The sequence below is a fragment of the Telluribacter humicola genome (assembly GCF_017355935.1).
Taxonomy (GTDB): domain Bacteria; phylum Bacteroidota; class Bacteroidia; order Cytophagales; family Spirosomataceae; genus Telluribacter; species Telluribacter humicola.
The window spans coordinates 237,276-257,990 of record NZ_JAFIQT010000007.1; the positions used below are offsets into that span (position 1 = coordinate 237,276).

17 protein-coding genes, 1 tRNA gene and 1 pseudogene are annotated in these 20,715 nt (G+C 50.1%); 11 read left to right on the forward strand and 8 right to left on the reverse strand.

Annotated features, from left to right (window positions below; translation table 11 throughout):
* Window positions 1-189 precede the first annotated feature (189 nt).
* From JUB14_RS23605 to abc-f, 6 genes are all read left to right on the forward strand, one after another.
* The gene (locus tag JUB14_RS23605; RefSeq protein ID WP_207509318.1) at window positions 190-765 is read left to right on the forward strand and encodes a Crp/Fnr family transcriptional regulator; all 576 of its coding nucleotides are present in this window, start codon (window positions 190-192) and stop codon (window positions 763-765) included.
* 112 nt (window positions 766-877) lie between these two features.
* A complete protein-coding gene (locus tag JUB14_RS23610; protein ID WP_229368191.1) occupies window positions 878-1,636 on the forward strand; it encodes a DUF4386 domain-containing protein in 759 nt (252 codons plus the stop codon).
* Window positions 1,637-1,706: 70 nt separating this feature from the next.
* Window positions 1,707-2,120 carry a hypothetical protein gene (locus JUB14_RS23615; protein ID WP_207509320.1) on the forward strand — a complete coding sequence of 138 codons (414 nt, stop codon included), beginning with the start codon at window positions 1,707-1,709 and terminating at the stop codon, window positions 2,118-2,120.
* 51 nt (window positions 2,121-2,171) lie between these two features.
* Complete coding sequence (locus JUB14_RS23620; protein WP_207509321.1) at window positions 2,172-2,789, forward strand: hypothetical protein; 618 nt, start codon at window positions 2,172-2,174, stop codon at window positions 2,787-2,789.
* 187 nt (window positions 2,790-2,976) lie between these two features.
* Entirely contained in the window at window positions 2,977-3,603 is a 627-nt protein-coding gene (locus tag JUB14_RS23625) for a hypothetical protein (protein WP_229368192.1), read from the forward strand.
* Window positions 3,604-3,821: 218 nt separating this feature from the next.
* Window positions 3,822-5,411, forward strand: a complete 1,590-nt coding sequence (abc-f, locus tag JUB14_RS23630; RefSeq protein WP_207509322.1) for a ribosomal protection-like ABC-F family protein — start codon at window positions 3,822-3,824, stop codon at window positions 5,409-5,411.
* Between the two features lie 8 nt (window positions 5,412-5,419).
* Here abc-f and JUB14_RS23635 read toward each other — a convergent pair.
* Window positions 5,420-5,821 (reverse strand): annotated as a pseudogene (locus JUB14_RS23635) (chromate transporter); the annotation flags it as partial.
* 463 nt (window positions 5,822-6,284) lie between these two features.
* Here JUB14_RS23635 and JUB14_RS23640 point away from each other — a divergent pair.
* The 4 genes from JUB14_RS23640 to JUB14_RS23655 all read left to right on the forward strand — a co-directional run bounded on the left by JUB14_RS23640 (window position 6,285) and on the right by JUB14_RS23655 (window position 9,872).
* Complete coding sequence (locus JUB14_RS23640) at window positions 6,285-7,211, forward strand: SDR family oxidoreductase (RefSeq protein WP_207509323.1); 927 nt, start codon at window positions 6,285-6,287, stop codon at window positions 7,209-7,211.
* A gap of 156 nt (window positions 7,212-7,367) precedes the next feature.
* Window positions 7,368-7,721 carry a hypothetical protein gene (locus JUB14_RS23645; protein WP_207509324.1) on the forward strand — a complete coding sequence of 118 codons (354 nt, stop codon included), beginning with the start codon at window positions 7,368-7,370 and terminating at the stop codon, window positions 7,719-7,721.
* A 112-nt stretch (window positions 7,722-7,833) separates the two neighbouring features.
* Window positions 7,834-8,814: an MBL fold metallo-hydrolase gene (locus tag JUB14_RS23650; protein ID WP_229368194.1), complete on the forward strand. Its 981-nt coding sequence runs from the start codon at window positions 7,834-7,836 to the stop codon at window positions 8,812-8,814.
* A gap of 152 nt (window positions 8,815-8,966) precedes the next feature.
* Window positions 8,967-9,872 (forward strand): helix-turn-helix domain-containing protein, encoded by a 906-nt coding sequence (locus JUB14_RS23655; protein WP_207509326.1) that lies wholly within the window; start codon window positions 8,967-8,969, stop codon window positions 9,870-9,872.
* Window positions 9,873-10,050: 178 nt separating this feature from the next.
* Here JUB14_RS23655 and JUB14_RS23660 read toward each other — a convergent pair whose 3' ends face one another.
* From JUB14_RS23660 to JUB14_RS23690, 7 genes are all read right to left on the reverse strand, one after another.
* Window positions 10,051-11,205, reverse strand: a complete 1,155-nt coding sequence (locus tag JUB14_RS23660) for a chromate transporter (RefSeq protein WP_207509327.1) — start codon at window positions 11,203-11,205, stop codon at window positions 10,051-10,053.
* A 7-nt stretch (window positions 11,206-11,212) separates the two neighbouring features.
* Window positions 11,213-11,971, reverse strand: a complete 759-nt coding sequence (locus JUB14_RS23665) for a DUF2490 domain-containing protein (RefSeq protein WP_207509328.1) — start codon at window positions 11,969-11,971, stop codon at window positions 11,213-11,215.
* Window positions 11,972-12,190: 219 nt separating this feature from the next.
* Window positions 12,191-12,264: transfer RNA gene (locus JUB14_RS23670), tRNA-Cys, on the reverse strand.
* 24 nt (window positions 12,265-12,288) lie between these two features.
* Window positions 12,289-14,859, reverse strand: a complete 2,571-nt coding sequence (locus JUB14_RS23675; protein WP_207509329.1) for a TonB-dependent receptor — start codon at window positions 14,857-14,859, stop codon at window positions 12,289-12,291.
* A gap of 331 nt (window positions 14,860-15,190) precedes the next feature.
* A complete protein-coding gene (locus JUB14_RS23680) occupies window positions 15,191-15,877 on the reverse strand; it encodes a hypothetical protein (RefSeq protein WP_207509330.1) in 687 nt (228 codons plus the stop codon).
* A 73-nt stretch (window positions 15,878-15,950) separates the two neighbouring features.
* Window positions 15,951-16,661, reverse strand: coding sequence for a hypothetical protein (locus JUB14_RS23685; protein ID WP_207509331.1), 711 nt, complete (start codon window positions 16,659-16,661; stop codon window positions 15,951-15,953).
* Window positions 16,662-16,769: 108 nt separating this feature from the next.
* Window positions 16,770-17,210 (reverse strand): hypothetical protein, encoded by a 441-nt coding sequence (locus JUB14_RS23690; protein ID WP_207509332.1) that lies wholly within the window; start codon window positions 17,208-17,210, stop codon window positions 16,770-16,772.
* A 303-nt stretch (window positions 17,211-17,513) separates the two neighbouring features.
* Here JUB14_RS23690 and JUB14_RS23695 point away from each other — a divergent pair, with 303 nt between their 5' ends.
* Window positions 17,514-20,714 carry a DUF1553 domain-containing protein gene (locus tag JUB14_RS23695; protein ID WP_207509333.1) on the forward strand — a complete coding sequence of 1,067 codons (3,201 nt, stop codon included), beginning with the start codon at window positions 17,514-17,516 and terminating at the stop codon, window positions 20,712-20,714.
* Window position 20,715 lies beyond the last annotated feature (1 nt).

Here is a 20,715-nt window from a genome sequence, read left to right on the forward strand (position 1 = left end):
CCTCACTATTTGCAGCCAGACGTAGGTTAAAAGCTGGTGCTACTTTCTCTATCAAGTCCCCTCTCCCCTGCTGAACAACATCCAGAATATAGGGTGACCGCCTTATATTATCTCCGAAATACGTTTCAGGAATAGGTCTTTTGCCGTAGCTTGCAACGTAGTTACCTACCTACTCTACCGATAAAAGCCATGGAAAATCCGATCATACAGTTTATCTCTTCGTACATAAAGCTTAGTCCCGAGGAAATCAATATTGTCAATGAACAAAATCAGATTAAGTCCTTTAAGAAAGGTACTGTGCTGTTGTCGGAGGGAGCGTATGCCAAAGAGTGCTACTTTATCCTGAAAGGCTGCGTGAGGAGCTACTATCTGATCGATGGGGAAGAAAGAACCACCGAATTCTACACGGAGAATCAGGGCATCAACCCGGTCAGCTACCTGACCAGGCAACCATCTGAGTACTATTTAGCCTGTGAGGAGGATTGTGAGGTAGCGTTAAGCTCCGCGGAAAGGAGCCGGGTACTGATTGAGAAAGTCCCCAAACTGGAAGCCCTGATCATGCAGATGAGCAGCCAGTTGCTGGTGCAAAATCAGGTCTCGTTTGACAGTTTCAAGAACCTGAACCCCGAGATGCGCTACCTGAAATTACTTGAGACCAGACCTGATCTGTTTAACCGGGTTCCGCTTCAGCATATTGCTACCTACCTCGGTATCACGCCCGTTTCGCTGAGCCGGATGCGCAAAAGAATCACGGTAAAGCACTAATTAATGAGCGCCAGATCACAGCTGTGATCTGAGCCGCTCATTAATTATCTTTTGTTAATTTTTGCCGGAATAAGGGTCAGTATGTTTGCTCATGAATCAAGCTATGAGCCACATGAACACGATCCATTCCGACCTAAAAGCAGACAAAACCAACGCCCTCGTTACCGGATTCCTATTTCTATCCGCAGCCATCACGTCTATAGCCGCGCTGAAATTATACGAGCCTATCCTGTTTAGTCCGCAGTATCTTTTACAGAGCGCGACACATGCGCACCAGATCACCTTAGCGGCTCTACTCGAGTTACTGACCGTAGCCACGGTGGCAGGAACAGGCATTATGCTGTACCCCTACCTGCGCCAGTTCAACGAAAGCATGGGCCTGGGCTATCTGTGCTTCCGGCTGCTGGAAGCGATCCTAATCCTGGTGGGGGTGGTGAGTGTCCTGGCCCTTCTTACGCTCAGCCAGTTGTATAGCCAGTCAGCTGCCCCTGACGCCGCCGCCTACGAAACCAGTGGCTCCATCCTGAAAGCCATTCACGACTGGACCTTTATGCTCGGACCTAACTTTATGCTGGGCATCAATACCTTTCTGTACAGTCTTGTCTTCTATCAATCCAGGTTGATCCCCCGAAAAATAGCCCTGATGGGATTGGCAGGAGCCGTTTTCATTTTTATCGCTTCCCTGCTGGAAATGTTTGGCCTCATAGTTCAGCTCTCCGTCTGGGGGATGCTGCTGGCCCTCCCGGTATTTGCCTACGAAATGACCCTAGCCGTCTGGTTGCTTATCAAAGGCTTTAACCCTGAGGCCCTGTCTGTCAGCCGGACTAATCCACAAAGCATTCAAAAGAGACAGCCTTCACTGGAATACTAACTGGGCCAGTCCCTTCTCCCAAAGTACCTATCAATAAAACAGTTTAATCAAACCTTAAGACTCAACTCCCATGAAAAAGCTCAGCACTTTAATCCTGGTCGTACTAGCCATTACCTTCAGCTCATGCGCCAGAAACATTCAGGTGAATTATCAACTGGAATCGGCCCATACCGGAACGATAGTCCTGAAACCAAGTAAGCCCACCGAAAAAACCTCCGTTACCCTTAACGATCATCTGATTGTGAATAGTAAGAAGGTAAAGACCATCACCATACATAATGTACCTGATGGTACCTATGACATTCACTACGTTTCGGGTACGAAGTGGTACAAAGAAAGGTTGGATGTGGAGATACCCACCGAGATGGGAAACGACGGAAAGGTTACGAAATTGGTACAGGTTCCGGCTTACAAAAATGGCTACTGGTATTATCTTGCGGGCCAGGCGGTTCTATCCGGTGCGATCGGGGTGTTGCTAAGGTAGGTGGACAGACTGCTACGCGTTAGTCCAGCTCACTTTAACCCTCTATATGCCATGATTACCCGGAAACTCCACTATGCATCAGGAATCGTACTTACTCTCTTCATCGGGCTGCATCTGTTCAATCACCTCTGTGGGGTAGCCGGAGTGGACAAGTACCTGCAGGTCATGACCAGTCTGCGACTTTTTTACCGCCATCCCCTGGCTGAGACTCTGATACTACTGGCGGTACTGGTTCAGATCTATTCAGGGGTCAAGATCTTCCTGAAAAAGCGCAAGACATCAGTCACCTTCTTTGAGCAACTACATCTGTGGACGGGCCTTTACCTGGCTGTCTTCTTTGTCATTCATGTAGGCTCCGTGCTGACAGGACGTACGGTGCTACACCTGGACACCAACTTTTATTACGGCGTAGCCGGGCTGAATACCTTCCCGCTCAACCTGTTTTTTGTACCGTACTACGGCCTGGCTATCCTCTCATTTTTTGGGCACGTAGCCGCTATTCACAATCAGAAGATGAAGCAGTCCCTTTTAGGCTGGACACCTACCGCTCAATCCAGGGCGATCCTGACGGTGGGTTTTGTGGTGATGGTAGTCATCTTCTATGGATTAACCAATCAGTTTCGGGGGGTAGAAATTCCCCGTGACTACCACGTCCTGACTGGAAAGTAGTCAACGTTCCGATGGTAGTACCCGTAGAAGGTAGTTTATAATCCAATAGCAGAAGGAATAGTCACTTTCTGCTTAATTGGGGTATTGCCTATGTGGGACATAAGGAAGTAAATTATAACGAGTTAGCAGTCAATCCAAACGAGCCTGCACACTACACGCCACTGATTTTAACCCTGAACATACCCATATGATTAGGAAGTACTTAGTTCTAATATGCGTGGTAATTTCTGTGGTTTTGTTGTTAATTGCCACTTCTCTTTATCCCGGCGGTTCCATCCTTGACAGAAACTCCGCAGGGTTTAACTGGTCAAAAAATTTTATAAGCAATTTGTTTGCAGCAAGGGCGATAAATGGTTTAGAAAACCCTTCCAGAATTTGGGCACTCGTTGGAATGGCTTTCCATTCGGTTGGTTACGGTACCTTTTTCATCAACACTTCCAAAAAGATACCTCACAGCCACTCTGCCCATGTCCTCAGATACATAGGAATGGCGAACATGCTCTTTGTTTTCCTGATCACAACGCCCCTGCATGACCTAATGGTAACCATTTCGAGTACTTTATCCATGATGGGGTTGTTTTACGTTACGGTATTCATATTTAAGACCAGGCTTCACTTACTCAAATGCTGCTGTATACTTTGCCTGTTGATTTTTTACTATACCCTTTTCCTGTACGGGTCAGGCAATTGGGGGTTATTGGCAATCATGCAGAAAGTTTCCTTCATCAGTTCAACATTATTAATTTTAGGAATAGAGTACCTTACCAAATTAGAAGACTTCAAACAAACCACACCACATAAACAGAGATTGTAAACAACGGACCACCAACCTTGCATTGGCCATAGGACGGGGAACCCATGAAGAAATAGTTGAGATAGGTAGTATTTTACTACTACAAGCTTTTCCCTACCTTTGTACCCACAATCAAGATAGCTCCCCCATGTGAGATCAAATTTCTTTCGGTAAAGACAGCCGGTACCTCCGCCAAGAGAGGTCTACCACTATTGTTTTACTTCCAACAGAAAGAAATCATGATCCATATACAGAACCTCACCTATATACACCCCAATCAGGATGTACTGTTTGACAACATACACCTGACCCTCAACCGCCACGACAAAGCGGCCCTTATTGGTAATAACGGAACCGGCAAATCGACCCTGCTGCGCATCATAGCAGGTGTACTGCCCCCTTCGGGCGGCGTAGCCAGAGTGGAAGCCACGCCTTACTACGTACCCCAGCTATTCGGGCAGTACAACGGGCTGACCGTGGCCCAGGCGCTAAGAGTTGAAGAGCCGTTACAGGCCCTGAAAGAAATCCTGGCCGGTAATGTGACAGAAGAAAACCTGACCCTGCTCAACGACGACTGGACCATCGAGGAGCGATGCCAGGAAGCCCTGCAGTACTGGCAACTGGATGAGCTAGACCTGACGCAGCCCATGGCACTCCTCAGCGGCGGACAAAAGACCAAAGTGTTTCTGGCGGGAATATCCATCCACCAGCCTGAGCTGGTCCTGCTGGATGAGCCCAGCAACCACCTGGATGTGGCCGGGCGGCAACTATTGTATGACTCTGTTCGGAACAGTACCAGTACCCTGCTGGTCGTGAGCCACGACCGTACCCTGCTCAATGAGTTGGACACGGTACTCGAGCTGAGCAAACAGGGCGTTACGGTCTACGGCGGCAACTACGACTTCTTTCAGGAACAGAAACGGATCGAGAGCCAGGCGCTGAACGAGGATGTACACAGCCGGGAAAAGGCCCTACGCAAAGCCCGGGAAGTAGCGCGCGAAACCGCAGAGCGGCAGCAAAAGCTGGACGCCCGGGGCCGAAAGAAGCAGGAAAAAGCGGGGGTACCTACCATCATGATGAATACCCTCCGGAACAATGCCGAGAAAAGTACCTCCAGACTCAAGAACGTACATGCCGAAAAGGTAGGTACCATAGCCCAAGAGCTGCACGAACTGCGCAAGGAACTACCGGACGTGGATAAGATGCGGTTTGGCTTTGACCACTCTACCCTGCACCGGGGCAAGGTACTGGTAACGGCCGAAGGGATCAACCACCGGTACAGTGAACAGCCGCTCTGGCAGCAGGAGTTGAGCTTTCAGATCATGAGCGGCGAGCGCATCGCCCTTAAAGGCCTGAATGGCTCGGGCAAGACTACCCTGATTCGCATTATTCTAGGAGGCTTAGAGCCCACACTAGGTACCATTCTGCGGGCGGAGAGCAAGGCGGTATACATTGATCAGGATTATTCACTGATCCACAACGGGCTGAGCGTGTATGAGCAGGCGCAGCAGTTTAACTACCTGTCCCTGCAGGAACACGAGGTCAAAATCCGGCTCAACCGGTTCCTGTTCAGCAAAGACGAGTGGGACAAGCTCTGCAGTGCCCTGAGCGGTGGTGAGCGGATGCGGCTCATGCTGTGCTGCCTCACCATCAGCAGCCAGGCCCCCGACCTGATCATCCTGGACGAACCTACCAACAACCTGGATATCCAGAACATCGAGATTCTGACCGCCGCCATTAATGAGTACCAGGGTACCCTTCTGGTGGTATCGCACGATCGTTCTTTTCTGGAGCAGGTCCGGATAGAGCGGGTACTTGAGTTGAAGTAGGTACCTTATTATACGGTTATAATTTCTCTGGCCAGGAGCCCTACCAGCGCGGCGACCAGGATCACGTACGGTTCGGGGAGCTTCTGGTACTTCCAGAGTACCAGCCCCATGACCGTGGCCAGGGCTATGGTAAAGGCATCGGTCAGCGAGCGGGTACCCAGACCCAGTACTACCACCGCACCCGCAATGGCACCAATGGCGGCGGCGGTCACGCCATCCTCAAAGGCTTTGATGGCCGGGAGCTTGCCGTACTTTTTGAAGTAGGGAGCGGGTAGGATCGTGAGCAGGTAGCAGGGCAGAAAGGTAGCCAAAGCTGCCACACTGGCCCCCGAGGTACCTTCTACCAGGTACCCGATGAATCCCGTAGTGATCACTACCGGGCCGGGCGTAATCATGGCTACGGCTACGGTGCCAACGAACTGCTATTCGTTGGGCCCAGCCGTGCTCTTTGACGACACTGCTATACTGGAAGGTACTATGGCAAGCCCATGGCCCATTACGGCGGATTTAGTTGGTAGGTTCTGGGGTTGGTTGAGGTACCTGTATAGGTAGAAAAAAATAGTCAAAAACAGGTTTTCAAACTCGTTGTATGATTGCTTTGAAAGGGTTCGAAAATAAAGTCATCTTAGGATATTATTCTTTATTATATGCCAAAATTTATGTAACTATTTATAGGCATAGTACAACTACATAGATACATAAAGTACTGCCGCCAGACATCCGCACAGGAAAGAAAACCAACAATAGTCCACTCAACACCCTACATAATCTGATTGATTTTTTGACGATTCACTTTTGACTACAACAAAAGGCGTTTTGGCTAAATCTGTTTTTTGAAAGCGTTACAACTTTGCATAAACAAAAACAGATACGATGAAAAACAAAACCAACCAGTGGACAGCAGCAAATATCCCACAAAGAAATGATGGTTTAGCTGTGATTACAGGGAGTACAGAAGGTATAGGATACGAAGATGCACTTGCGTTATCATCGGCAGGATGGGCAGTAATCATAATGGGGCGCAACGCTCAAAAGGGGTCGGACGCAATTGCCAAGATTCGTGAGATTAATCCAAACGCAAAAGTCAGTTTTGAAAAAATAGACCTTGCGGATCTGTCTTCAATCAAAGCCTTTGCTTCAAGAATGACTTCAAAAGGACAAGCCATCGATCTTCTGATAAATAACGCTGGCGTAATGACTCCTCCAAAAAAGCTCGAAACAGCAGATCGCTTTGAGTTACAATTCGGCACAAATCATATTGGGCACTTTGCCCTGACTGCCCAACTACTACCCTTATTACGCAAAGCGCCTGATGCGCGTGTAGTTACCGTTTCAAGTGTCGCCAACCGGGCAGGCAAAATCTATTTTAATGACCTTCAGTCAGAAACTTCCTATTCGCCCATGAAAGCATACAGTCAGGCAAAACTTGCGAACCTTATGTTTGCGCTTGAACTGCAGCGGCAAAGCGAAAAACACGGATGGGGCATAACGAGTATGGCTGCCCATCCGGGTGTGTCCCGTACCAATCTGCTTATTACTGGGGCAGGGCGATGGAGCGGCCCGGGAATAATGAGAACTTTTCTTCCGTTTCTGTTCCAGCCACCTTCGCAGGGAGCTTTGCCAACATTATATGCAGCCACTTCTCCGGAAGCAAAAGGAGGTTTCTATTATGGGCCAGACAAATTAGGTGAGACACGGGGATTTCCGGCAATAGCAAAGATACCTGCACAGGCAGAGGATGTACATGTTTCATTAGAACTATGGAACATATCAAAAAAATTGGCCAGGGTTGAATTTTAATTCGCGCGTTTTAAAGCTCCGTTTTATGGTAAAAGATCATTTTCGAGGCGGCTATATACTACTACCTGTGTCTTTAACTGACATAAGTTAGTATACTGAAAGCAGTACTTAACAAAGAAGTAGTCAGTAAAACTCAGACATAAAAAACTTAATACTATGATAAAGAACCTCATTTCATTACTCTTGCTGCTGGCGTCAGCAGGACTAAGTTTCAAACACGGCTGGGACTCCTTTAATTACAGGAAGAATCCCGAATCAATTAAAATGATGTCCGAGTTAAACCTGGTAGAATGGGCAATGCCTGTATTGGGGGTTTTAACAGTACTAATGGGCATACTATTGCTGATACCCAGAACATTCTTCTTCGGCAACCTGCTCAATGCGTTATCGGTTGTGTTTATTATGGCTATGGCATTACGCGCCGGAAATAGTAGAATAGCCTTACTAGAAATTCCTTTTTTATTAATTCCGCTTCTATTGATCTGGCTGAAATATCCGTTCAAGAATTAAGCACATGAGACGTAGAATGTTATTTTTAGCAGTTACTGCAGTGGCCACGTGTATACTATGCTGTAAGATATCCGGGATGTCTTCAGCGAAAGTTCCGGAGGTGGCAACCCGGATGAACAACCCCGACTTAAAAACTATTCTGTCGTCCTGGCAAGGTACTCCTGTGGATAAACACGGGCGTTTCATGAATCACGAATTTCCAGGAACGCAAACCTTTGGCAACGCTTTGAAATGGACGTTTGAAAAAAATCCGCAGAAGCAAACCAAGAAGAACGACACCTGGCATATGCAAGTGGTAAAAGATGACAACTTCTTACATACAGAAGAGGATGTGGTAGTGTTGTTGGGGCATTCAACGTTTTTTATTCGTTTGGATGGAAAGCAACTAGTAATCGATCCTGTTTTTGGAGACCTCTCAATGCATACCCGCTATACAGATTTCCCGATCGAAACGGCTAAACTGGTGAATATCGACTATGTTTTGATTTCGCATTCGCATTACGATCATTGCGACAAAGCAAGTTTGAAGATTATTCAAAGTCAGAACCCTGATGCGGTGTTTCTTGCCGGATTAGGAATGAAGGATCTGCTAAGTCAGTGGGTCGGGACTAACGAGGTTCAGCAGGCAGGCTGGTATCAGCAATATAAGCTGGATGATGGCCTGGAGATATACTTTTTGCCCGCCAGGCACAGTTCAAGACGCTTCATCAACGATACTAACAAACGCTTGTGGGGGGCTTTTGTACTAAAAAGTAAAAAGAAAACAATTTATTACGGAGGTGACTCCGGCTATGGAAGTCACTACAGGGAGGCAGGCGAGTTGTTTCCCGGTATAGATGTAGCTCTGATAGGAGTTGGTGCCTATTCGCCTCGTTGGTTTATGTTGCCCAATCATCAGGATCCCCAGCAGGCTGTTCAGGCATTCAATGATATCCGGGCAACTATGATGATTCCTTTTCACTACGGCACTTTTGATATGGCAGACGAACCTCTATCAGAACCAGAGGATATTTTAAGTAAGGCGGCTGAGGGGAATAAGGTAAAACACCAAATAAGAATAGTAAAACCAGGAGAGGCTGTTATTTTAGATTAACTGGATTTCGTCTCGGTCATAGTAGGAATATGCTAAGAGTAAGCAACTAAGAGTACATCCAGACATGCAATAGTTGGACAGCTTTCTTTTAGATTGAGGCCACAAGCTGAGGCTGCCGAAATACATCAGAAAAATATTAGTGAGTTTACGAAATGGGAACAGAACCACATAGAATTAAAACGATCACAGAGCTGCACCGTATTGCGGGATATGACAAGCCTCAGCATCCGCTTATTAGTATTTTAAACCTCGAAGGACTTGCTAATAACACAGACATCACTTCTGTACTATTTGATTTTTATGTAATCTCGCTGAAACGAGGTTGTGATAAACTGTATTATGGGCAACAGAAGTATGACTTTGACGAAGGTTTGATGGCTTTTTTTGCTCCGGGACAAATTTTGCGTGGGGAAGAAAGTAGTGTACCTGCACGTCTTGAAGGCTGGATGCTATTCATTCACCCTGACTTTTTATGGGGTACATCATTAGCCAATAAAATTAAGAATTATGAATACTTTGACTATTCTGTAAGTGAAGCACTGTTTCTTTCCGACAAAGAAGAAAAGCTCATCAACGAAATCGTAACAAACATCAAAAACGAGTATCACACCAATATTGATAAGTTCAGTCAGAATATTATCATTTCGCATCTCGAAACATTGCTCAACTATGCAGATCGGTTTTATCAACGACAATTCATTACCAGAAAAATAACCAATCATCAAGTTCTAGATCGGCTGGAAAAATTGCTTTCAGACTACTTCAACGATGATGATTTAATAACAAAAGGACTACCTTCGGTCCAATACATTTCAGATAGCCTCCACGTTTCTCCGGGCTACTTACGTAATTTACTTAAAACACTAACGGGGCAATCCACCCAACAACATATTCACGACAAACTGATAGATAAAGCCAAAGAAAAATTATCTACCACAAATTTGACCGTTAGCGAGATTGCGTACAATCTGGGGTTTGAGCATATGCAATCATTCAGTAAAATGTTCAAAGCAAAGACAAAAAAAAGTCCGTTGGAGTTTCGTCAATCGTTTAATTGAATTCTTCTCATCATTCCTTTTTTATTTTTTGCAGGCACGCAACCTCTCCATGGCAGATAACTTCAGTAAGACGTATACGCCTGTTATACACAGGTGTTTGGCTTAATGGCGGGTGGACGTGGTTTGTATCAACATTTGTGCTGGAATTCTGCCACTACACCGAGTCGCAATCCGTTACCTACCCCACAAAAACCTCCCTTACCACCAGCCCTACCAGCGCGGCTACCAGGATCACGTACGGCTCGGGGAGCTTCTGGTACTTCCATAGTACCAGCCCCGTCAGTACGGCCAGGGCTACGGTGAAGCCGTCGGTGAGGGAGCGGGTACCCAGTACCACTACCGCGCCCGCAATGGCCCCAATGGCCGCGGCGGTAACGCCATCCACGAAGGCTTTGATGGCCGGGAGCTTGCCGTACTTTTTGAAGTAGGGAGCGGGCAGGATCGTGAGCAGGTAGCAGGGCAGAAAGGTAGCCAGGGCGGCCACGGAGGCCCCCGAAGTACCCTCCACCAGGTACCCGATGAAGCCCGTGGTGATCACTACCGGACCGGGGGTGATCATGGCTACGGCTACGGCATCGACAAACTGTTTTTCGTTGAGCCATCCGTACTCCTTGACTACGCCGCTATACAGGAAAGGTACAATGGCGAGACCACTTCCGAATACGAAGGCTCCCGCCTTGGCAAAGAACAGACCTATATCCCACAGGCGGCTGCCGGGGCCGGTAGTAGTAGTAATCTGCGCCAGGATCGTACCCAGCGGCAGCAGCGCGGTAGCGGGCTTCTGGAGGAAACGGGGTGGTACCCGCACCCACCATACCAGTACGCCCGCCCCCAGGAACAGCAGGATATGCTCCGACTCAGTCACGACCGTTACCACGGCCGAAACTATAAATATTCCCTGCAGCAGCCGCTCCTTCCCGACCGACTTGCGGGTCAGCTTGACGACGCTGACGGCTATAATACCGATCACGGCGGCCCCTACCCCGTAGAACACGCCCTGTATCCATGGCAGACCGCCATAGCGCACGTAGGTCCAGCCCAGGGCCAGTACCATCAGAAACGAAGGTAGTACAAAGGCCAGCCCCACCAGCGTAGCACCCAGAATGCGGAAGTGTACGTAGCCCAGGTAGATAGCCAGCTGCGCAGCCAGCGGACCCGGAGCCAGCTGTGCCAGGGCCAGCCCCTCCTTGTAGTCCTCTTCCGAAATCCACTGGCGCTGCTCCACCAGGTCGCGGTGCATATAGCCGACCAGCGCGGCCGGTCCGCCAAAGCCCAGGGTACCCAGCCTGAGGAAGTACCCGATTAGTTGTTGAAGGGTGTAGACGGGAGGCATAGCGGCATTAGCTTTTTGGTTTGCGGAGGTCGAAGGTCTGGAAAAGGAAAACGCGTGCGGTGTGCAGGTTGCGGTACTGGTTGCCAGCGGCCAGCTGCTGGAACAGGTTCATGTAGCCGCCCTGCAGCGTCGTGTGCCGCCCCAGCTGGTACCCCAGCCCGACGAAGAAGCGGTTCTGATCGAAGTGGTTGTAAACGACCTTGCGGCCCAGATTGAGGTGTACCTCGTCGTTGAGTATCAGCGAAAGCCCACCGGGAGCAAAGCCCTTTTTAGTAAGCGGAAAGGCCGCCATCAGGTTGTAGCGGATGCGGGTGCCGTAGTTGTAGCCCTCAGCTAGTTCGCTGTCGTTGAGGATGCGGCGGCGGTAGCGCTCTTCCAGCCGTATCCACTGCATCAGGCGGCTCTTGGGCCCATTGTTATGCCACTGGATCTGCTGCCAGGGGCGGTGCTCGGGCTGGGAGATGTCGGCATGGCCTTCGGCCGGAAAGTGGTTGACGTAGGCGTAGCCCGCGGTGAGCTTGGTGTGGTCGTTGAGGTAGTACATGAGGCCAACCCGCACGATGCCCTGCGACAAGTCACTCAGCAGGTTTTCTTTGGTACGCAGGTGTACGTCGGTCCATAGCCCCCACTGATCCGACAGGCGGGTCTGCGCAAAGTACCCGGTCCAGAGTTGGGTACTCTCTTTGACTTGTTTGGCGGGTTGCGCCTGTAAAGCAGCGGTGAGTGTAAGTAGGAGTAAGAGAGTGGATAGTACAGGTTTGGTCATAGTACGGAGAAGTATTTTGATATAGTATCTCTTAGTTCTGATTAAAGATTTTCAACATACGTAGGCTTTATCGTTGTTGCCCTCTTCCGCCCCATGGGTGAAAGAGGGCAATATCAAAAGCTTTGAAAACAGTCCTGACTACTACCAGCCCTACTTTTCTAATCCTCCTTACTAGTTACTCTGTCAGTCCTTATTCTCTACTTTACAAATCTACTAAATTGGATACCGGGGAGGGATTCGAACCCTCGTGGTAGGTATTGCGAACCTACGCCTTGCCACTCAGCCACCCGGTTTGCATATCTTTATCTACAAGGCGCTTAGAAGCCGTAGCGTAGCGTTACCCCGTAGGTTTTGGGGTCGCCCAGTACCGCGGCGTAGTGACCGGCACTACCAGCCGCTGGCAGAAGCTGCTCAAAGTAGTCTTTGTTGGTGAGGTTACGAGCCCATACCAGTATTGAGATACCATTGGAAGCCCGGAAACCTACGCGACCATTGAGCAGGGTATAGCCATCAACATTCAGGTACTTGGAGGGCGAAGGGCTTGATGAGAACGAAGAGCGGTAGTAGGTATCCAGCGCCAGGAAGTACTTGCCTTTCAGACCAAACAGCTTGCCGTTTTCGCTGATCTCCCCACCCAGTGAACCCGACCACTTAGAGATACCCGGCAGTACGCTACCCGAGATATCTTTGTAGGCTAGCTCACCACCTACTTCTTCCAGAGGTACCGGAGCGTTGGTGAAGGTAACGTACTTGCCATCGGTATAGGCCAGGGCTCCGGTAAATGAAAGCTGGTTAGTAACTCTGATGTTTCCATCCAGCTCGGCTCCGATTACCCGTACCCGCTCTGCATTGGCCAGGTACCCGCGGTTAACACCTACCTCGGCAGTCTGCACCTGCGTCTGGTAGTCTTTAATGTCGGTGTTGTGTACTACGAAGTTCAGGGTCGACTGAGGCGTGGGGCGAGTCTTGATACCTGCTTCAAAGTGCGTTACGTACTCAGGCTTGACACGGGCCAGGTCAGTCAGTACCTGTCCGTTAGCCGTTGGCAATCCACCCAGGTTTACGCCTACCGGCTTGTAGCTGTTGGAGTAGGTTGTAAAGGCGTTGATCTGCTTCGTAGGCTTGTAGGCCAGAGTCACCTGTCCAGAGAAATTATTTTCGTCTACATTGACATTAAAAGCCTGATTGCTATACACGGCATTCTTGATAGCCAGCAGGGCCGGATCGGTAGTCTGTAGACCTCCGTAAGTTTCGCGACGATAGTCTACGTCTTTCTTGTCATAGTTAAACCGGATACCGGGCAGTACGTGCAGCTTCTCTGTAATAGCCCAGTCCAGCTGACCAAATACCGCGCCTCCGAATGACTGCAGTCGTGAGGTAGTCCGGATACCGTAGCCATCCAGCAGGCCGGGAGTTTTCCAGAGTGGGCTGGTTGAGCTTTGGGAGAATCTCCACTGAGCCGCTCCTGACTCCTCGACGTGATATGGATCGGTTTTCAAGTCCTGACCAATCGCAAACACACCTACTAATCCGCTCAGGCGTGAGGTAAAGTTACCAGCGTAGCGGATTTCCTGCGTCCACTGCTCGTGCCGTGAGGTAGCCTGTGACAGGGCAAGTACCGGAAGGCCCGTAAAGTCACGGTCGTTAGAAGGATCCCAGTTCCAGTACCGCCAGGCCGAAGTAGAGGTCAGGGTACCTGCTCCCAACTTAAACTCAGCGTTGAGTGATATACCACCCAGAGCGTTATTAGAGCGCCATGGCGTATCGTGGTCAATTACACGGTCAAAGGGGTTGGTGCTGGGCAGCGAGTACCCAAGGTCAGCAATGATGTTATTGAACTGACGGTAAGGAGCCCGCTTGGTCGTTACTACTCCCGCCACAACCTGAGCGTATCCGTTGGGGCGCTGGTTGGCGGCGTCACCGGCCAGGGTAATTTTGATGTTTTCGGTTGGAGTATATAACAGCTGGCCCCGGAATCCCAAGTTGTTGAGGTCGTTTACGTAGCTTTGGGTACGTACGTTGTAAAGTAATCCGTCACGCTGGGTACCGGAGAAGGAAACCCGGGCAGCCAGTTTGTCCTTCACGATGGGACCGGTTACCGAAGCCTTCGCCTGGATAAAGCCATAGTTGCCGTAGCTTAGTTCAAAATTAGCTCCCGGCTCAAAGCTTGGGGCACGGGTGGTAATGTTAAAGGCGCCCGCGGTGGTATTTTTTCCGAAGAGGGTACCCTGAGGGCCGCGTAAGACTTCGATCTGATCCACATCCACAAAGTCAAGCGTAGTAGCGGCCGGACGGGCGTAGTACACTCCATCTACATAGAAACCTACTCCCGGATCGATACCGTCGTTTGTCAGACCAAAGGTGGAACCTAAGCCGCGGATGTTGAGGGTCGTATTGCGTGGGTTGGAAGAGTACAGCTGCACCGTAGGTACCAGTTCTTTCAGACGGTTGACATTGAAAGCCCCGGCATCTTCGGCAGCGTAGCCGCGTATCACCGAGATAGGTATGGGTACATCCTGCGACGACTCCTGACGGCGACGCGATGTAATTACTACATCCGACAGATCGTTGGCATTTTCGTCCAGTTTGATCTCCACCTTGCTATCTTTCACCACCAGCTCTTTCTTCTGATAGCCAACGTAAGATACCACTACTGTAAAGGGAAGTTTTTGACCAGTTACCAGCGAGAACTCTCCGTTCGCGTCAGTCAGGGCTCCGTTGGTAGTACCCTTGATGGCTACGGTAGCTCCGATGAGTGCTTCCTGAGTACGGGAGTCAACTACGACTCCGGATACTGTGGCATTGATGGTAGGGGCATCCTGCGCGGATACAAAAATGGAAAAGAGGAGGGTTCCAAAAAATATTGATAGTGCTGTGGCGAGTTTCATACGAGTGATTGTCAGCGGTGTTCGCATTAGGTTATATGACTTTTTATTACTGGATAGAGCCTCTGTTTACATCAGAGCTTTTTCGGTAATACTGAGCTGCATGAATGGCATCGAAGAGTAGCAGCAACAGTAAGGTCGAATGAACAGGCTATCCGGAGTCATATAGGTACTGGTTTGGTAGGTGATCAAAAGTGAATTGTTATTGGTGCAACAAAGGTATACACTCTATAAACTCTACCAAACTTATAGACTAATAAAATTTCAAAAAGATTAAAGTTCTTTAGCCTGTACCAGAAAGTCTTTCCGAAGTGCAACAACAAGTGGTGAGAGGCTACTTCATAGGCCAGAATGGAGAGCGTAGCCGCTTGCCCTTGAAGATAAAATCACGGGCTTCGTAGTACAGAGCCGGGTAGGTCATCAGTCGGATACGGTAGTAAACGCCATTCAGATTGCGTACGGACGGGTGCTTCCTCAGCTCCCAATGGTAGCCCGTCTGCAAACCAAAGCCTACCCAGCGGGTGGTCTTCCATTCGACATAGCCTCCCAGCTGCATCGGCATCAGTGTGTGCTTCTCTTTTAGGGTTACGGAGGTTTTGCCATCCATTGCAAACTGCCGCGTGACGGCCTGCCCTACTCCCAGCTCAATGGGTATGCCCACTTTCCACTGCCGCACGTTGATAAGACTATGCCAGTACCCGGCTATGATGTAACGGGGATAGGTATAGGAATAGGTGGCCTGGCCAGCCAGGAGGGCCTGCTCCCTGATCCCGTAGTTGAACTGACGGATTCCCCAGGGGCTGAAAAAGTAGTATCCCAGCGTTACTTCATTCTCCTTTGGCCCCCATATCCGGCCTACGCTCCCCCCCCACGAAGAAAGCAGGTACCTGTCTACCAGTGAGTACCGGGTATCTATGTGTGCGGCCCATCTACCGGAAGAATCCTTTATGAGGGAGTCAGTCGGTACCTGAGTGATACCAACTATCAGGAAGCTTACAAGTATAGACGTAAGGGGAGCCATTTTCCGGGTTAGTAGACGTATCTAACCCGAAGGGAACAGGAAATGTTTGCCTGGTACTGCGTCTGCTGATTTATTAGTACTGGGATGGTTCTGAGGGAGTAGTAGCTCTTCTGGTATGAAAAGGAGAGCGCAGTGGCTTTTTTCTGAAAATAAAATCCCGCATTTCGTAGAAAAAGGTAGAGTAAAATACGGCACCTACGGAGTAGTACGATCCGTTGAAGTTTTCTCTGAGATGGCTATCATACACGGCCCACCGGTAGCCCGCCTGCAGACCCAGGCCTATCCAGCGGGTGGCCTTCCATTCGGCGTAGCCTCCCACCTGCACCGGTACAAACAAGTGGCGACGACTGGCCTCCTCTACCGGTACTACTGTCAGCGACTGCCGGAATGACCGGGCCCGGCCCAGTCCAACCTCAACGGGCAGGCTTAGCTGCCAGCGCCGGGTATTGACAAAGTTGTGCCAGAGCATCAGGCTTAAGTAATGCAGGTCAGTCTTGGTATAGTAGTCGGGATGGATGCGGATGGAGCGATCCTTGTCCAGTTCGATGAGCCGTCGGGTTGCCTGGTACCCCACCCAGTAGTAGCCGACGGTCAGCTCGTGCCGCTGCTTCCCCCAGGCCATACCGGCGTTGGCTCCCCGTACATTGACGCGGCGTTTATCAATAAAGGAACTGCGGGTATCCAGGTAAGATACCCAGCGTAGGGTTGAATCAGGTACTTCTGCCGCTAATTCACCGATGAACCAGAGCAGAAACGGCAACAGACAGATTATACGTTTATTCATTCAGCCATAGCTGCTTTATAAAAAACACCCCAAAACAAGTCTGTTCAGGGGTGCATATAGATATGAGGAGGGTATACTAAGTATTAAAAACTGTCTGGCAAACGGGTATTAGCGATTTATCACATAGACATCGCCGGGAAGCTCCCTGCGCTGCATGTCGAAGGTCCTGCCAATCAGGCGGTGTCCTTTGTAGATCAGGGCCTCGATCTGACCACTCTTTGATATATTCATGGATAGATCAAAACGGGTCCGCTGGATAGGATGCACAAAAGTACCCTCCCAATTCCCCTTCTGGTACTGTACGCCATCCATCACTACCTGATTGAGGTAGGGTATATAGCTCTTGTCGGTTACACCAATAATACGACCGGTATAGTGCGACGAAGGGCTTTTACTGATTTCAATGTAAGCTTTCTTATACGGAAAATACCACACACCCACCAGATTATCAGAGACCGCTCCGGCATCATTGACCGGTACAATAAGCCCTACAATAAACAGCAACAGACCTAGTCCATATACCTTACTTATTCCCATTCTACTTTTCATCTTCACGCTAACTAAATAAGGTATTTTATTGCCACCGGTACTACTACACGGTAGTGTAACTGTAAAGTTCAACATTGTGTATTAGAGGAACCTTAGAAGAGCATTAAAAGGTTATTAAATCGTACAAAAAGATTTAATGCTCATAACTAAGGGCCACCAATACTTCTCCTAGCGTTCAAGACCATATACGAGTAGATATACCCCTCCAGATGTTTTTCTTTGATATACTACGCTACTAGTCAACTATAGAAGGCTCAGGCTGAGCGACCTCAGAGGTAGTACCGGATGACTAATATCTAACGTATGCTGTTACGTACCTTATTTAGTATTAGTATAGCCGTATGGATGGCTTCCTGCTCCACCCTGGAACTTCCGGAAGAGGTAGAGCTAGCTATGACCCGTGTACCCGAAGAGGTAGATTACAATCTGCACGTCAAGCCGATCCTGTCGGACAAGTGCTTTGCCTGCCACGGGCCCGATCAGAAAAAGCAGAAAGGCGACCTGCGCCTGGATGAAGCCGGTTTTGCTTATGAGAAAAGGTCTGAAACAGGTCGGAAGGCCATCAGTCCGGGCAAAGTCCACCGCAGTGAGCTGGTACACCGCATCCTGAGTACCGACCCGGAGCTGGTGATGCCCTCGCCCGAGTCACACCTCTCCCTTACCCCCACCGAAAAGGCTACCCTGATCAGGTGGATCGAACAGGGCGCTGAGTATAAGCCCCACTGGGCGTTTGTAGCTCCGCAACAACCCAGGCTCCCGAAGGTCAAAAATCCAGATTGGGCCAGGAATGATATTGATCTTTTTGTACTGGATCGATTGGAGAAAGAGGGACTAGCCACTTCGCCCGAAGCTGATCGCGAAACGCTCATCCGCCGCGTAAGCTTTGACCTGACCGGACTACCCCCTACTATCAAAGACATTGATGCTTTTATCCAGGACCGCTCCTCCAATGCTTATGAGCACATGGTAGACCGCTACCTCCATTCCCCCCACTACGGCGAGCGCATGGCCGCTTACTGGCTGGATGTAGCCCGCTTTGCCGATAGCCACGGCTACCTCGACGATAAGCACCGGGATATGTCGCCCTGGCGCGACTGGGTCATCTCGGCCTTCAACCGCAACCTCTCTTTTGAAAAATTCGTCACCTGGCAACTAGCCGGCGACCTGCTGCCCAATGCGACGCAGGAACAGGTACTCGCGACGGGCTTTAACCGCAATCACAAACAAAATGCGGAGGCGGGAATCATTGAGGAAGAGTACCGCGTAGAGTACGTAACCGACCGCACCAACACCCTTGGCAAAGCCTTTCTGGGTATGACGGTAGAATGTGCCCGCTGCCACGACCATAAGTATGACCCCATCAGCCAGAAGGACTACTACTCCCTGTTTGCGTTTTTTAACAGTACTTTCGAGAGCGGTAGTCACAACTACGGTGGCCCGGATATAGTACCAGGCCCTACCCTGCTGCTTACCCAACCGGAAAATGACCGCAAAATAGCGCAGCTAAAAGCACTGATCGCTAAGGAGGAAAAGAGACTACCCACAACTCTTAACCCAGTAGCCGAAAAGACAGACGTAAGCCTGGCACAGAAGCTGGTGGCATACCTCCCATTTGACCAGTTGGTAAAGAAAACGGTCACTAAAGATGGCAAGTCCCGAGAAGTACAGCAGTTTGTCAATGGGGCCGATCCGACCACTCCGGCCGAAGCGAGCTCCATCGAAACTGGAACTGGAGTAGTAGGAAAATCCTTTAAGCTGAACGCAGAAACCCGCCTGAACCTGCCCCCCTACCAGGTGGGGTACTTTGAGCGGTACGAACCCTTCGCGGTTTCATTCTGGGTGAAGGTACCTCAGCAGTACGACAAGGCCACACTCTTCTACCACTGTGATACCTGGCGCTATGGCAATCAGGGGTACGACATGATCCTGAAAGACAATCGACTGAACTTCCGGCTCATGCACGCTTTCCCGCACGATGCCATCAGTGTAGTGAGTACGACCGCCCTGCAACCGGACCAGTGGTACCACGTAGCCGCCAGCTACGACGGATCGAGCCGGGCCGCGGGTATGAGCCTGTACCTGAATGGACAGAAAATAAAAACAACTACCGAATACGATCACCTGATCAAGAATATCCGTCAGACGCCCCACGTCCAGAAATCGAGCCGGTTCAACGGCCTGCGCATGGGCTACCGCGAGCTGGACCGCTCCCTACCGGGTGGCGAATTGGATGAGTTCACGCTCTTTGACGGGGAGCTGTCGGCACCGGAGGTAAAGTACCTGTTTGCTAAGAATAAGATAAAACCACTCCCACCGGCGCATAGAAAGAAGTTAGCGGCCAATCGCGAAACTACCCTGCTGGTACTACGAAGAGAGCTGGCTACCGAATTAGATTCTATTCCTGAGGTAATGGTCATGGGCGACTTACCTCAGCCACAACCTACCCATGTACTCAAGCGTGGCGTGTACGACAGCTATGGTGAGCCCGTGCAGCCTACTACCCCGGTTCCCCTCCTGCCTTTCCCGAAAGGGCTCCCACAAAACCGACTCGGGCTGGCGCAGTGGCTCTTCCTGCCGGAGCACCCGCTCACGGCCCGCGTAGCGGTGAACCGGTTCTGGGAGTTTTACTTTGGCCGGGGCTTGGTCAATACGACCGATGATTTCGGCAATCAGGGTGAACTTCCGTCCCATCCTGAATTGCTGGATTACCTGGCCCTCCGTTTTCAGAAAGGGTCAGGTACCTCCCCTGCCTGGGACATAAAGGCTCTTCAGAAACTGATCCTTATGTCAGCCACGTACCGGCAGAGCTCCCGCATTACGCCCGAACACCTGACTAAAGATCCGCAGAACAAGTGGCTGTCCAGAGCTTCGCGATTCAGGATGCCCGCCGAGATGATCCGGGACCAGGCGCTGGCCGCGAGTGGACTGCTGGTAGCGAAGATTGGGGGCAAAAGCGTTTATCCCTATCAGCCCGCCGGCCTTTGGGACGAGCTAAGTGACAAAGCCTGGCGATATCAGTACTTTGAAGCGCCCGGTGAAGGCTTGTACCGACGCAGTATCTATACTATTCGGAAGCGTACGTCAGCTCCACCCTCCATGCTCATTTTTGACGCCCCCGACCGCAACTTCTGTACCGTCAAGCGCGTGCGTTCCAGCTCGCCCCTGCAGGCCCTGGTACTACTGAATGACCCACAGTTTGTGGAGGCAGCCCGGTTCGTGGCGCTCCGGATGCAACAGGAGGCAGGGCCGGATGTGGATGAACGTCTGGTACATGGGTACCGCCTGCTGACCGGCCGAAAGCCCAGTACCAAAGAGTTGAATGTGCTGAAGCGGATGTATCAGGAGGAATACCAGGTATTGAACAAAAAACCACAGAAAGTACGTGAGTACCTAGAAGTAGGCTACGAAAGGATACCCAAAGAATACGCAACGCCCACAACCGCTACTCTGGCGCGAGTAGCGGCTGCCCTTATGAATACGGACGAGTACATGACCCGAAAATAGC